Consider the following 13926-nt stretch of genomic DNA (forward strand, 5'->3'; position numbering starts at 1 on the left):
TGTTACCTGTTGCCTGTTGCCTGATCTCAACAAGCAATTTCAATACTTAACAGCTTAAAAAGCATACACTTGTTCTCGTGTTGAAAAAGAATCGGGATAGGATAATAGTAGTCTCTAGGGTGGGGAAAAAGTTTTCAGCCAGTCATGACCTACGAACCTCTACATCATAAGTATCGTCCCCAAACCTTTGCCGATTTGGTGGGACAATCAGCGATCGCCACTACCTTGAGTAATGCCTTAATCAGTGAGCGAATCGCCCCTGCATACCTATTTACTGGACCCAGAGGCACGGGGAAAACCTCCTCGGCGCGAATTTTAGCCAAATCCCTCAACTGTCTGTCTAGTGACCATCCGACGCCGATTCCCTGCGGTAAGTGTTCCGTCTGTCAAGCGATCGCCAATGGTTCCGCTTTAGACGTGATCGAAATTGATGCCGCTAGTAATACCGGTGTGGATAACATTCGGGAAATTATCGAGCGATCGCAATTTGCCCCCGTCCAATGTCGTTATAAAGTCTATGTCATCGATGAGTGCCTGACTGGGGATAGCCTTGTTTTCACCGAAACGGGATTAATCCCCATTAATCATCCTGAGATTCTCGGAAAACGAGTTCTCAGTTACAACGAGAGCAGCGGAGAGTGGGAATATAAAAAAGTCCTGCGATGGCTAAACCGAGGCGTAAAAGCAACTTTAACCATTCAAACCAGAAATCGGACGATTAATTGCACTGGTAATCATTTGATTAGAACAGAAAAAGCATGGATACAAGCAAAAAATCTCAAAATCGGCGATCAGATCTTATCCCCTGTGAATGTGGCTGCGGTGCAATACAGGCCTAGTATCATAAAATCCCCTCAATGGCTGACAAATTTCGAGGAAGTGATAGGGATTCAAGAAGGTGACACAGAAAGCGTCTATGACCTAGAAGTGGAGGACAATCATAATTTTGTTGCCAATGGGTTATTAGTTCATAACTGCCATATGCTCAGTACGGCGGCCTTTAATGCTTTGCTGAAAACTCTGGAAGAACCGCCGGATCGAGTGATTTTTGTGCTTGCTACCACCGATCCTCAGCGTGTCTTGCCTACCATCATCTCCCGTTGTCAACGCTTTGATTATCGCCGTATTGCTCTCGATGCGATGGTGGCACACCTGCAAAAAATCGCCCAAATAGAAGCGATCGATATTAACCTAGAAGCATTAACCCTTGTGGCTCAGATCGCTAACGGTGGTTTACGGGATGCGGAAAGTCTCCTCGATCAATTAAGTTTACTCGCAGGAACGATTACGGCCGAGCGAGTCTGGGATTTGGTCGGTGCAGTCCCCGAAAGAGACCTTTTAACCCTACTTAAAGTCATTCATAGCAATATTCCCGATCAAGTTATCGAACAATGTCGCCATCTGATGAATCGCGGTAAGGAACCTTTAATCGTCTTGCAAAATCTAGCAGGGTTCTATTTAAACCTACTTTTAGCCAAAACCGCCCCTAATCGTCCAGAAATGGTGGCTGTCACTGCTCCCACTTGGCAGGATTTGTGTACGGAAGCGCGTACTTGGTCTTTAGAGGAAATTCTCCGCGGTCAACAACTTCTTAAAGACAGCGAAACGCAACTAAAAAACACCACTCAACCCCGTCTCTGGTTAGAAGTCACTCTCTTAGGACTGTTACCGCAAGCACAGGTGATTCCTCTAGTTGCCACGGTAGCGCCTTCCCGTCCCCAAACCAGCGCCGAGAGGCCCCCGGAAGTGATCACAGCACCAGCGCCGGTTAATCAACCGATCAAACCGGCGGTTATCACCCCGATAACTAGCGTCGCAGTGCCGAAAACTGAGGTTAAAACTGTTGCCAGTGATGACAATCATGAACAAATTTGGCAGCAGGTTTTAGAAGTAATGGAACCTCCCACTACTCGCACTCTCCTACGTCAGCACGGCAGTCTTTTTAGTATGGAAGAATCGAGCGCTTATTTAAGCATATCTTCGGAACAATTATTAAAAATGGCCCGGCTACGCTTGACTAATATTGAGTCAGCTTTCGAGGCAGTTTTTCAGCGCCGGATTAAAGTTCATTTACAGGTAGGTTCCGCCACTGCTGCCATGGCTGCGGAAGTTTCCCAATCCCCAGCGGCCAGGATACAACCACCACCAGAAACCGCACCAACCCCACCAATAACTCCCGAAAATAAAGTTATGACCGTGGTGGATATTCCCCCGGTCAAAGAAGCAATTATCGAGAAAAAAGAAGCAAAGATCACTGCATCGGGAACCCCAAAAACTCCTAGCACAGAACTGCCCCAAAAAATCTTAAGTTTTGATTCATCTTTAGAGACATTAGATCAAGATGTCGATGTTAGTGAAATTTTGGCGGCCGCTCAAAAGTTAGCGAAATCTTTTGATGGTGAAGTGGTCAATATGGGTTATTCACTGCCAGAAAATTCGGACGCAGAAACTAAAGTTAATAAGTCTCTGGAAAATATGACTATCGTGCGCGGGAGACCTGATGTTAACGAAATTTTAGAGAGTTTGGAGGAGGACGAAGACCTTCCTTTTTAAAGCTATCCCAACGGCTTGTGCTAAACTAATAGGATATGCCACGTCTCAGGATTGGCTATTCTTGCTCAAATTCTAGCTACTAGACCTATGACACCCGAAACTAAGGCCAGAATCGATCAATTAGTCCAGAATAATAAAGTTCTTGTGTTCATGAAGGGCAATAAATTAATGCCTCAGTGTGGTTTCTCGAATAACGTCATACAAATTCTCAATATTCTGGGGGTTTCCTACGAAACTGTCGATATTCTCCAAGATCAGGAGTTAAGACAAGGAGTTAAGGAGTATTCCAATTGGCCGACTATTCCCCAAGTCTATATCAACGGTCAGTTTATTGGTGGTTCCGACATTATGATCGAACTCTATCAAAATGGGGAACTACAACAAATAGTCGAGGTAGCCTTAGCTTCCTAAAAATTTTCTAGGTTAGGATATCTAACCTAACCTAGTTTAAATCTACCAAACAGTGATCAGTGATCAGTAATCAGTGAAAAGACGGCAATTTTTTACTTAGGGTTTGCGGCAAAAAGTAGGGGCGAAGCATTCGGGCAATAACCTATCGGTGAAACCGTAGATTTTCTATCCGAATGCTTCGCCCCTACAGGACGCGGAGTGATAACTGCACTGATAACAAATCCGTTTTTAATAGTGTGATTAACTCTCAAGTTATGAATTGTTTCTCCCTTCTCCCTACACCCTACACCCCACTCTCCTATACCTTTTAAACAGGATTTAGTATCACTCCCCTTTAAAACTGTCCCTTGAATTCCTCTCTATCTTTTGCTACGAGGACACTTTGTTGGGGGATACCGATGTGAATTCCCTTCTCCTCAAAAGCAATTTTTAGACGACGACGATACTCTCTTTCTATGTCCCATTGTCGTAATCTTTTGACGACAATTCTGAGCATAATTTCCATCCCCGTGTGAGAAACCCGACTAACACCAGCAACCTGCACGGGATTGATGATATCTTCTTGCCATTGTGGATCTACAGCCATATTTTCAGCGATGGCTGCCATTAAAGAGATCGCCACATCTGGCTCGGTCTGATAGGCGACTTCGATGGTAAAATCGACCCGCCCCCAATCTTTACTGAGGTTGTGTGCGATAATAATTTGGTTATGGGCAATAGTGATTAAACGTCCATCGTCGGCCCGCAATTGAGTCGCTCGCAAACTCATATTTTCCACCAAACCAATAAACTCCTGAAACTGGATTATATCACCGACAGTGTACTGATCTTCAAAGACAATCAGAAAACCGTTCATCCAATCTTTTAAAAGATCCTGAAAGGCAAAGGTGAGCAATGCTCCCACTAAACCGGCTCCCGTGAGTAAAAAGGCGAAAGAAAGGCCCATCCAACTCAAAAAAATCAAAATTCCCAGAAAAATAGCGATAAATGTGATAATTTCTCGCCAAACTTCTAATAAAGTTGGAGCGCGCAGAATCCTCCTTTCCAAATTTTCGGAAAAAACCGCTCCTTCCTCTACCCACTCCCGTAGCCGAGAATTAACGTAGAGATTAATCATATTGCTCACTGATGTCAGCAGCAACCAGATAATAAAAATCCGTAAAGGAATACGAATTATTCCGCGTCCTTCTAGCCTAGTTTCAGGAAATACATACAAAATCGCCGCTATTCCGCCAAACCAAAGCAGTATCAGTCCAATAAGAGCCAGTCTTTTCCAGAGAATATTTAACGTCAGTTGTCGCTGAATATCAGCCTGTTGACGGAAATTAGAGGAATCTTCTAGAGAGGCTAAAATCGGTTCTTGGGAGCGATCTTTTCTGGGAGGGGAATTTATAGGTAAATTTCGATCGGATTGACTTTTAGCCTGTTTTTTGAGGAGATTGAAGCGATTTCTTAGGTGTTTCTGCCACCAAATTGATACCCAGCTTAAGAAAGTTAGCCCCAAAATAATTATAGTGGCAGTCATTACCTGTTGCCGACGAGGGGCGGGCTGACGTTCTTGCCAAGCTTGGATCAAAGCTGTTTGGATGATTTTAACCCATCTGTCCGCTAAATCGGCAACAGAAGAAGAATCGATCAGGGCATCAACTTCTGTCACTGTCAGAATTACCTGTTGCGGTAAATTCTGGTTATCCTTGGCCACAATCACGGTTAAATTATTGAGAGTCGCCGTACTTACTTGCAGGGTTGTCGGATCGAAACCCCGATTGATAATATTATTTAAACCTCTTTCAATGCGGCTAGCCCGTCTTTCTACCGGGGAGAGTTCCCGGGCCTCAGAAGCGGTAAAATCTTGGGAGGCAATCTGAAATAAGGCCAATCCATCTAGATGCACGGAAGCATATTCTATATCCCCAGCTACAAAAATCCTTGTTCCCGTGGGAGATGCAAATGGAACTAGAAAATTTTGGGCTAGGGATGGCAGGGAATTAAGAACAAATATACTAACCAAGAGGCAACCCGCCAATCCTTGAATGACCAGATTGAAAATTTTTCTCCGTTGCCGTCGTCCCATTGCCTAAGTTTCCTTTTTGATTAACAATGATCTTTACCCGCTTTCTCAGCTTATAGCAGTTATCTTAATGGTGAGATAGGAAGTTTTCGTTTTGGGGAGTCGGTTATCAGCTTTTTAGCTATCAGCCGTCAGCTTTTATTTATTCTCCCTTCTCTCTTCTCCCTTCTCCCTTCTACCCTCTCCCCAACCCCAACCCCTCACTGATAACTGATTACTGATAACTGAAATCCCCAACACCTTACTTAACTTCTCATGTCCAATATTTCCCCACAGTGGCGCGAGGAAATAACCTCTTTACCTCCTTGGTTACGGCGTTCGCTCGGCAAATCTAGCGAAATCTCCACGGTTCAGCGCATTATCAAACAAAGGAACATTCATACTATCTGCGAGGAGGGTCGCTGTCCCAATCGCGGCGAATGTTATGCCGAAGGTACGGCGACTTTTTTGTTGATGGGTCCCACCTGTACCCGGTCCTGTGCTTTTTGTCAAGTGGATAAGGGTCATGCACCCATGCCTCTCGATGTCGAGGAACCGCAAAAAGTGGCGGAAGCGGTGCAATTGTTAAATTTAAGTTACGTTGTCTTGACTTCTGTAGCCAGAGATGATCTGGAAGACGGCGGAGCCAGTTGGTTTGTGCGGACGATGACAGCCATTCGCGAACGCAATCCCCATACTTTAATTGAAGTGTTAACCCCGGATTTTGCTGGAGGTAAGGGAAGTCAACAGGAACGGGTGGCGACGGTGGTGGGGGCAAAACCTGCCTGTTACAATCACAATATCGAGACGGTGCGCCGTTTGCAAGGGCCAGTTAGACGCGGGGCTAAATACGATCGCTCTTTGGCGGTTTTGCGTTATGTTAAGGAAATCGATCGGTCAATTCCGACGAAATCCGGCTTAATGGTCGGTCACGGTGAGACAAAAGAGGAAATTATCGAGACTTTGGCAGATTTACGGGCGATCAACTGCGATCGAGTTACTATTGGTCAATATATGCGTCCTTCTCTGGAACATTTGCTCGTACAGAAATATTGGACTCCCGCAGAATTTAGCGAGTTGGGAGAAATTGCCCAAAAAATGGGTTTTTCCCAGGTTAGATCCGGCCCCCTAGTCCGCAGTTCCTATCATGCGGGAGATTAAATCAGTTATCAGTTATCAGTTATCAGTTATCAGTTATCAGATGTAAGTTTTAAGTTAATTAGTTAGTTATCTTTATCTTTATCTTTATACCTGTTTACTGATCAATGATTACTGTTTACTAATACTAAATCCGTTGAGTATAGGCTACTTAAGTAGGTGGGTGGAATTAAATATAAAATGAACGTAGGTTGGGTTGAAGCATGAAACCCAACGCCCGCTCATGTTACGCTACCGCTAACCCATCCTACAAATAATTGTGCCTACCTACTTATAAGGATGGGCAAAAGGCAAGAGGCACTCAGGCAAAAGAAGGAATAGATAATCAGTCTTTAGTAACTGGATTTAGTATAATTCCCATTTCATAATTCATAATTCATAATTCATAATTCCCTGATCAAAATGAATTTAGAAGCAATCATCGGCGAGGAAATTAAACAATCAGCGGCGGGTCGAATTAGCTTCGAGCGCTGGATGGATTTAGCTCTTTATCACCCCGATTATGGCTATTACACCGCTGGAAAAGTAGAAATTGGCTCAAAAGGAGATTTTTTTACTTCCTCGTCTCTAGGGGCAGATTTTGGCCAATTGTTGGCAGAGCAATTTGTCGAGATGGCGGAATTTTTAGGCAATTCGCCTGGATTTACTTTAGTGGAAGTGGGAGCAGGTTCGGGAATTTTAGCGAAAGATATCCTTGATTATTTAAGTGATAGCTATGCTGATTTTTATCAAAATCTCAGTTATATAATTATCGAACAATCTCAGAAACTCAGGGAAAGACAACGGGCAACTTTAGCGGGATATTCCCCGGTATCTTGGCAAAGTTGGCCGGATTTAGCCGATAATTCCCTTGTGGGTTGTGTGTTTAGTAATGAGTTAATCGATGCTTTTCCTGTCCATCGAGTTGTGATCGAGTCGGGGGAATTGCGAGAAATTTATCTGGGATTGGGGGAATCTTTTCAGGAGATTATCGCAGATTTATCCACCGACAGAATCAAAGACTATTTTGATTTAGTGGGGATAAATATTCCTTCACCACTTTATCCGGAGGGCTATCAAACTGAGGTAAACTTATTAGCTTTAGACTGGTTAGAAACCGTTAATCGGAAACTCGATCGAGGTTATATCTTAACCATAGATTACGGTTACACTGCCGAAAAATATTATCATCCCCAAAGAAGTCAAGGAACCCTACAATGTTATCGACAACATCAGCGTCATGATCATCCTTATTTGTGGGTGGGAGAACAAGATATTACCACTCATGTGGATTTTACCGCTTTACAACGTCAAGGGGAGAAATTAGGCTTAAAAAATCTCGGTTTTACTCAGCAAGGATTATTTTTAATGGCTTTGGGATTGGGAGATAGATTAAATCAACTTTCTCAAGGAAAAATCGATATATTAACTATATTTCAGCGTCGAGATGCCTTACATCAATTAATCAATCCCACTGGTTTAGGAGGATTTGGAGTGTTAATTCAGGGGAAAGGAGTAGAAGAAAGAATACTTCAGGGATTAAGTAAATAACTAAAAAAAAGGGCTGAATGCTGTTAACTTTCAGCCCCAAGAAATAATTAAGCTCCTACGGATTCTTTAGCAGCATACATTACCTCTAAAGTTATTTCACCAATACCTCGCTCCCGGGCAAATTTTTCGGTATTTCGTTTGACTTTCCCCCGCACAAAACCGGGTATTTTCTGTAATTCTGCCGTCGCTTCCTTATTCCAATTTAGGTCAGAATCTGCCGAGATACCTTTAGTAATTACCTCTTTTGTATCATGACCACCGAATATCTCTAATAGGTGATCTTCCATACCCAAAGTAAAGGAATTATAGACCAAATCGGCGATCTGATTAGTGCCTTCGTAACCTAAGAAAGGTTTATAACCGAGGGGGAAATTTTGGATATGAATAGGTGCGGCAATTACTCCACAGGGAATATCTAAACGTTTGCCCACATGACGTTCCATTTGAGTACCAAATATCGCCGCAGGTTCCAACCGAGCAATAGCATCTCCTATCGCCCCATTATCATCGCTAATTAACACTTCATCGCAATATTCACTCACTTGTTCCCGGAACCAATCCGCGTCATACTTGCAATAAGTACCCGCTAAAACCACATGGATTCCCATCTCTCTGGCGAGAATTTTTGTCATAGCGGCTGCGTGGGTATTATCACCAAAAACCACCGCTTTTTTGCCCGTTAAATTCTGACAGTCAATGGAACGAGAAAACCAAGCAGCTTGGGAGATATGCAGAGTTTGTTCATTGATAAAATCTTCGTAATCTACTGCCGCACCTTGGCCATTAATTACCTCTTGGATTTGGCGAATACAGCGGGCTGTTTCCACTACTCCCATGGGGGTAATATCAACGTAGGGCATAGCGAATTCACTTTCGAGATATTTGGCTGTCATTAATCCCACTTCTCGATAGGGAACCAGATTAAACCAAGCGCGGGGCAGATTTTTTAAGTTGTCCACCGAGGCAGCTTCGGGAATAATTTCGTTAACTTCAATGTCCAAATCTGCCATTAACCGCTTTAATTCCGTGCGATCATGTTGGTTATGGAAACCGAGGGTGGTAATACCGATAATATTAACCGAAGGTTTAGGGGTTTTCTGCGAGATAATTTCCCCTTTTCTCTGGGCCTTATCGAGATAATATTTGATAATTTGATAGAGGGTTTTATCGGCCGCTTGTAGTTCATTATAGCGATAGTGGTTGACATCGGCCAGCAGCACATCCCCCTCGGCATCCTGTCGCGCTCTTTCGACAAAGTTTTGTAAATCCTCTTGGAGAATGCTGGAGGTACAGGTGGGGGTTAAAACGATTAAATCGGGACTTTCTTCGCGATCTTTGCGAACAATATTATCGACGACTTTTTCTTGGGAACCCCGGGCTAAAACATTACGATCGACAATACTAGCAGTGACGGGGGTAAAATTACGCTCCCTTTCCAACATCGAGCGCATGACGTTAAAATAATCGTCTCCCAGAGGAGCGTGCATGATAGCATGAACATTTTTAAAGGAACTGGCGATCCTTAAAGTGCCAATATGAGCGGGACCCGCATACATCCAATAGGCCAATTTCATAGAGGGTTCTCCTACAGTCAGACTTTTTTGATTGTCTCAGACTTTACGGATTTAGGAGTGAACGCTTAACGGAAGATTACAAAAAGTCCCCATGCAGATTAAGTATCTTTTCGGGGAAAAATGACACAAATATTAATATTAACTTTTTTAACAATTTATGTCATTAGGGCCAAAATTTCTTTACCGACCGCTTGGTAACAAAGCCAACCGAAATTCGACCGGGGGTCGGGATAATCTTTGACGACGACTCCCTTTTCGGCCGCTCGTTCAAAAGCAACTAAACGGGGAATTTCTCGCTTAAATACGGGTAATTTTGCTTCTTCTAGAGCTTTCCGAGCTTCTCGTCCTGTTTTTGTCCGTGAATCTACTTGGGTTAAAAGAACTCGATAATTATCGGTCATCTTGGACAGCAATTCTACCGCTTTAATGGTGACATCGATATCGAGATGATTGGGAGTGGTGGGTAGGATTAATAAATCGCTGCCCTGAGCTAAATCTTTTAACTCGTCTGGCTCCGGCCGGGCCTGGGTATCGACGATAATATGAGTGTATTGTTTCACCAGTCCCGTCGCTCCAGCTTGGGACGCTACCATAAAAGGAAGGGTGTCTTCCCGGGACCAATGGAGAGCCGAACGATTTTTATCCGCATCGATCAATAAGGTGGGCGCTTTTTCCTGAAAATAGGCGGCCAGATGAATCGATGTGGTGGTTTTCCCGACCCCTCCCTTCAGTGCTACGACGGAAATAATCATGAACGGCTCGATGGAATAAATGGGTATTTTCTAGTGTACTCCCAGACGGACTGAAAACCGTCTAAGTTTCCCCCCAGAAAAGCTATCAGTCAGGATTGTAGATTTTTGAGCGTGGCTCTCTCGACATTATGGTGTAAAGTGTTTCTTAATGTTAGATTTTGGGCTTATTAACTTTTTCCGCTCACCAAAAGTACGGCAGCGTCTTCAATGTTGAACCAATTCTTAGCAATAGCGATCGCTTTCATGATTGGGTTAACTGGTCAATTAGTCCTCTCTTTACCCGCTACTCGTTTATCCGCTCGAGAAATCTCTCAACAATTACAGACTATCCCGGGCTGGCAGTTACGAGATCAACGGATTGAAAAAACTTTTAAATTTAACAATTTTATCGAATCGATCGCTTTTGTTAATCGCTTAGTTACTCCAGCTGAATTCCTAGGTCATCATCCTGATATTACCATCAATTACAATCGCGTTACTCTTTCCCTCACTACCCATGACGTGGGAGGTTTAAGTAACTTAGATTTTGATTTAGCTCAACAAATCGAGCGCCTGATTCCCTAGTTTTAAATCAGCTTTAACCCACACATCTATCATCTTGACGAATATCCCAACTACCATCAACACGGAATAAAAATAAACAGCGTTTATCGGGTGTACCGGAAGCAACTAAAGTAATTCTGCCTAACTGTCCCCAAGAACCCCCTAACCCCCCCCTTGTATCGGCCCAACTAGCGCGGTAAATTGTACCTTGATTACCCGCCGGCCCACTAACTCGGCGTAGGGTAGAATTATCAGTATCGATGCTAACACCGCGAGTTATGGGAGTCCAATCGGTGACATTTTCACATTCGTCCCCCTGCACTTTTGCCACTTTAATCTGTTGGGTTTCATTTTCTGCCATGCACAAAGATAGGGGGTGAGAACCTTCTCCTGTGGCTTGATAACGGGTATTTTTCCACTGTTGTGATATTTCAAAGGTGGCGATATTTAAGCGAATCCAAGCCATTAAACGATGATAAACAGAAAGGGCAATGGTTAAGAGAATTGCTAATAAAATTAGGGTAACTAACATCTCGACTTGAGTTAAGCCAGAGGTGCATTTTTGCCGATTAAAAAGCTGTAAATTGCGAAAAGTATTGGGAGAAAGGTCTAAGATATTCATGAGCCTCATCTTGCCTTTTTATTTTCAATAAATTATGTAATTACAAAGGAGCAACAATTAACTTGCGCTAGGATAATCCACATAATTTCTTGCTGTTATTACGGACAAGATTGACTGCGATCGCTATTTTTTCTGATATGGGCAAAAATCAGCTAAATAAAAGCAATTTTCTAATTTTTTGGTCAATTCAGTTTATTTGCCCTGTTTATATAGCCAAATGTCACGCTAACGAATAAATCCCAGTTGTCGTCTGGCCTCAAATAATCCGATTGCCACACTAACGGAAAGATTTAAACTTCTCACCCCCGGTTCAGCCATGGGAATATACACTGTATGATCACATTGATTTAATAAATCTGCCGGAATACCGTCGGTTTCACTGCCAAAAAGTAGCCAATCTCCGCTTTGATAGCTGTATTCCACATAGCTGCTGCTGCCGCGCACAGTAAACCCGATCGCCCGTCCCCCGCTCTTTTGTTGATAATCACAGAATTCATCAATTGTCAAGTGGTACATAAGTTTTACATAGGGCCAATAATCTAAGCCGGCGCGCTTCAGATAGCGATCGCTAATTTCAAAACCCAAAGGACCGACTAAATGCAATTCTGTCCTCGTTGCGGCGCAAGTACGGGCAATATTCCCCGTATTTGGCGGAATTTGCGGATTAATTAAAACCACTCGTAAAATCGGTTCAGTCATCAGTTATCAGTTATCAGTCATCAGTTATCAGTCATCAGTTATCAGTTCACTGTTTACAGCAAAAAACTCCCCACCTCTCAATTCATAATTCATAATTTATAATTTATAATTCCCACTTCCCCATTGCCTGTTACCTTATCTTTATGGGTGAGGACTAACTATACTGGATTCTGCCTCACCCTAGTCAAACTTATTTTAAATTGGCATAACTATCCATACTCAACGGAACTAGATCGCCATAGATCGTCAAACCTAACAACATTGTTTCATTAGCGGGGATTAACTTGCCTGTAAGAGCGCAAATCTCATTTTTTCTAGCTGTAGCGTTAAATACTGCCCTTATATCACCAGCACAAAACTGAGGTCGATAATCTCCTGATTTCTGCTGAACGAAATTCCATAAGACATCGCGAATGAGTGCTTGATAACCTTGATTGCCGGAAATCTCTTTCAGCTTGTCTTTGAGGACTCTTTCCAGACGAATGCTGGTGACTTCCATATCAGTAGTGGTGGTGCGTGTGATTGTCCGCATAATTTTTTTTCTCCCGAATACTAAAACCTATTGGTGTTACAAGTGTAGTATAAGAGAGATACCTTTAACAAGCACAACCCAGAAACCATCACCTCTTCTGCTCTTTTTATTTTTACCTCATGCCTATTTTTCCCATTTTTGAACCCTCGAAAATTAATTATGTAACAAGTCCACTGTTAATCCAGTGAGAGTCGAGCATAAACAGCGATCATATTGATCAAATAATAACTATTCTTAATATACCCAAAACCCTAGAAAAAATTGTTATTGTTCCTCAGATTGACAATAGTTCTAATTGTCTCCCCTGTAGGTCTTTAACCCTGATATTTTCTTGAGAATTTCTGGATAAATCTAAAGCTTTAATCACCTCTTTTGCCACTGCTTCTACCACGGGAATGGCCACAGAATTACCGAACTGTTTATAAGCTTGGACATCGCTGACAACAATCTGAAAACTATCGGGAAATCCCTGTAATCTTGCCCATTCTCTGGGGGTCATTCTGCGGACGAATAATTTATTTACCTCTCCCTTAATGCGAGTAACGGGAGTAAAATTAGTCAGTCTTTGATCGATAACTAAATTTCTTTCTTTTCCCATACCTCCCACCACAATAGCATTAGCGATACCATCGGGAGAAATAATCTCATAACCGAACCCATTACCTTTATTTTGGTGTCTGGCCTTGTGTTTAAACAAAGTTTCTAAATACTGATTAGAGAGATAATATTTAACGCTGACTTCCTTTTCTTCTAGAATATCTTTGAGACAAGTTTCTTGATGGGTTGGTTGAGGATAGGAAAAATGGTAAATATTTAAATCTTCTCGAAAACCGACGATAAAAATTCGGGGACGGTTTTGAGGAGCCCCAAAATATCTGGCATTTAAAATCTGGGGACTAGGGACAAAATAATGCAAATCCTTTTCTAATATATCTAAAATAGTTTTTAAAGTTTTACCTCGATCGTGGTGAACTAACCCCTGGACATTTTCTAAGATAAAAGCTTTCGGTTTCTTTTCGTGTAGGATCCGGGCAACTTCAAAAAATAAGGTTCCGCGTGCATCTTCAAAACCGTGTTTTCTGCCGGCGATACTAAACGCTTGACAGGGAAACCCGCCGCACATTATATCATGATCGGGTACAGTTTTTGCCTCTAATTTTCTGATGTCTTGATTATCGGGTAAATGACCATAGTTAGCCAAGTAAACCTTTTGGGAGTGAGGATCGATTTCCGAGGAAAAAACGCATTGACAACCGAGATTTTCTAGGGCGATTCTAAATCCTCCTATACCGGCAAATAAATCAATAAAAGTCCACATATTTTATCTATTCTAAGCTTTTGTTTTGATCCCTGAGACGATATTAAACCGGCTATCTTAGATTTTAGTATAAATGCTCGAATCTTTCTCGCCACTTCCCCCCGCAACGCGCACGAAGTGGTCTCCCCACTCCCCTATCTCCCCATCTCCCCTGTCCGCATAATTTTTTTCTCCCAAATACTAA

General features: G+C 42.7%; 12 protein-coding genes. 5 read left to right on the plus strand and 7 right to left on the minus strand.

Annotated features, from left to right (window positions below; genetic code table 11):
- Positions 1–144: 144 nt before the first annotated feature.
- Together dnaX and grxD are read left to right on the plus strand one after the other, a co-directional pair.
- Positions 145–2553 (plus strand): DNA polymerase III subunit gamma/tau, encoded by a 2409-nt coding sequence (gene dnaX / locus IM456_RS03985; protein WP_287693473.1) that lies wholly within the window; start codon positions 145–147, stop codon positions 2551–2553.
- An 87-nt stretch (positions 2554–2640) separates the two neighbouring features.
- Complete coding sequence (gene grxD / locus IM456_RS03990) at positions 2641–2964, plus strand: Grx4 family monothiol glutaredoxin (RefSeq protein ID WP_002761995.1); 324 nt, start codon at positions 2641–2643, stop codon at positions 2962–2964.
- 334 nt (positions 2965–3298) lie between these two features.
- On the opposite strand, the gene IM456_RS03995 is transcribed toward grxD, so the two are convergent.
- A complete protein-coding gene (locus IM456_RS03995; protein ID WP_287693476.1) occupies positions 3299–5038 on the minus strand; it encodes a mechanosensitive ion channel family protein in 1740 nt (579 codons plus the stop codon).
- 252 nt (positions 5039–5290) lie between these two features.
- Between IM456_RS03995 and lipA the strand changes: the two genes are divergently transcribed.
- Positions 5291–6175: a lipoyl synthase gene (gene lipA / locus IM456_RS04000; protein ID WP_149986048.1), complete on the plus strand. Its 885-nt coding sequence runs from the start codon at positions 5291–5293 to the stop codon at positions 6173–6175.
- Positions 6176–6574: 399 nt separating this feature from the next.
- Entirely contained in the window at positions 6575–7702 is a 1128-nt protein-coding gene (locus IM456_RS04005; RefSeq protein ID WP_149986049.1) for a class I SAM-dependent methyltransferase, read from the plus strand.
- 47 nt (positions 7703–7749) lie between these two features.
- Here IM456_RS04005 and bchB read toward each other — a convergent pair whose 3' ends face one another.
- Positions 7750–9276, minus strand: a complete 1527-nt coding sequence (gene bchB / locus IM456_RS04010) for a ferredoxin:protochlorophyllide reductase (ATP-dependent) subunit B (RefSeq protein ID WP_149986050.1) — start codon at positions 9274–9276, stop codon at positions 7750–7752.
- 155 nt (positions 9277–9431) lie between these two features.
- Positions 9432–10028, minus strand: coding sequence for a nucleotide-binding protein (locus IM456_RS04015; protein ID WP_061430878.1), 597 nt, complete (start codon positions 10026–10028; stop codon positions 9432–9434).
- A gap of 207 nt (positions 10029–10235) precedes the next feature.
- On the opposite strand from IM456_RS04015, the gene IM456_RS04020 reads away from it, so the two are divergent.
- Positions 10236–10592, plus strand: a complete 357-nt coding sequence (locus tag IM456_RS04020; protein WP_149986051.1) for a 4a-hydroxytetrahydrobiopterin dehydratase — start codon at positions 10236–10238, stop codon at positions 10590–10592.
- Positions 10593–10605: 13 nt separating this feature from the next.
- On the opposite strand, the gene IM456_RS04025 is transcribed toward IM456_RS04020, so the two are convergent.
- From IM456_RS04025 to IM456_RS04040, 4 genes are all read right to left on the minus strand, one after another.
- Entirely contained in the window at positions 10606–11193 is a 588-nt protein-coding gene (locus IM456_RS04025) for a prepilin-type cleavage/methylation domain-containing protein (RefSeq protein ID WP_149986052.1), read from the minus strand.
- Positions 11194–11418: 225 nt separating this feature from the next.
- A complete protein-coding gene (locus IM456_RS04030) occupies positions 11419–11892 on the minus strand; it encodes a tRNA (cytidine(34)-2'-O)-methyltransferase (RefSeq protein ID WP_149986053.1) in 474 nt (157 codons plus the stop codon).
- A 190-nt stretch (positions 11893–12082) separates the two neighbouring features.
- Complete coding sequence (locus tag IM456_RS04035; protein ID WP_104397735.1) at positions 12083–12424, minus strand: hypothetical protein; 342 nt, start codon at positions 12422–12424, stop codon at positions 12083–12085.
- Between the two features lie 274 nt (positions 12425–12698).
- Positions 12699–13742, minus strand: a complete 1044-nt coding sequence (locus IM456_RS04040; RefSeq protein ID WP_149986054.1) for a DNA cytosine methyltransferase — start codon at positions 13740–13742, stop codon at positions 12699–12701.
- Positions 13743–13926: the final 184 nt, after the last annotated feature.

Origin of the sequence: Microcystis sp. M079S1 (genome assembly GCF_020246425.1) — a bacterium.
Classification (GTDB): Bacteria; Cyanobacteriota; Cyanobacteriia; order Cyanobacteriales; family Microcystaceae; genus Microcystis; species Microcystis aeruginosa.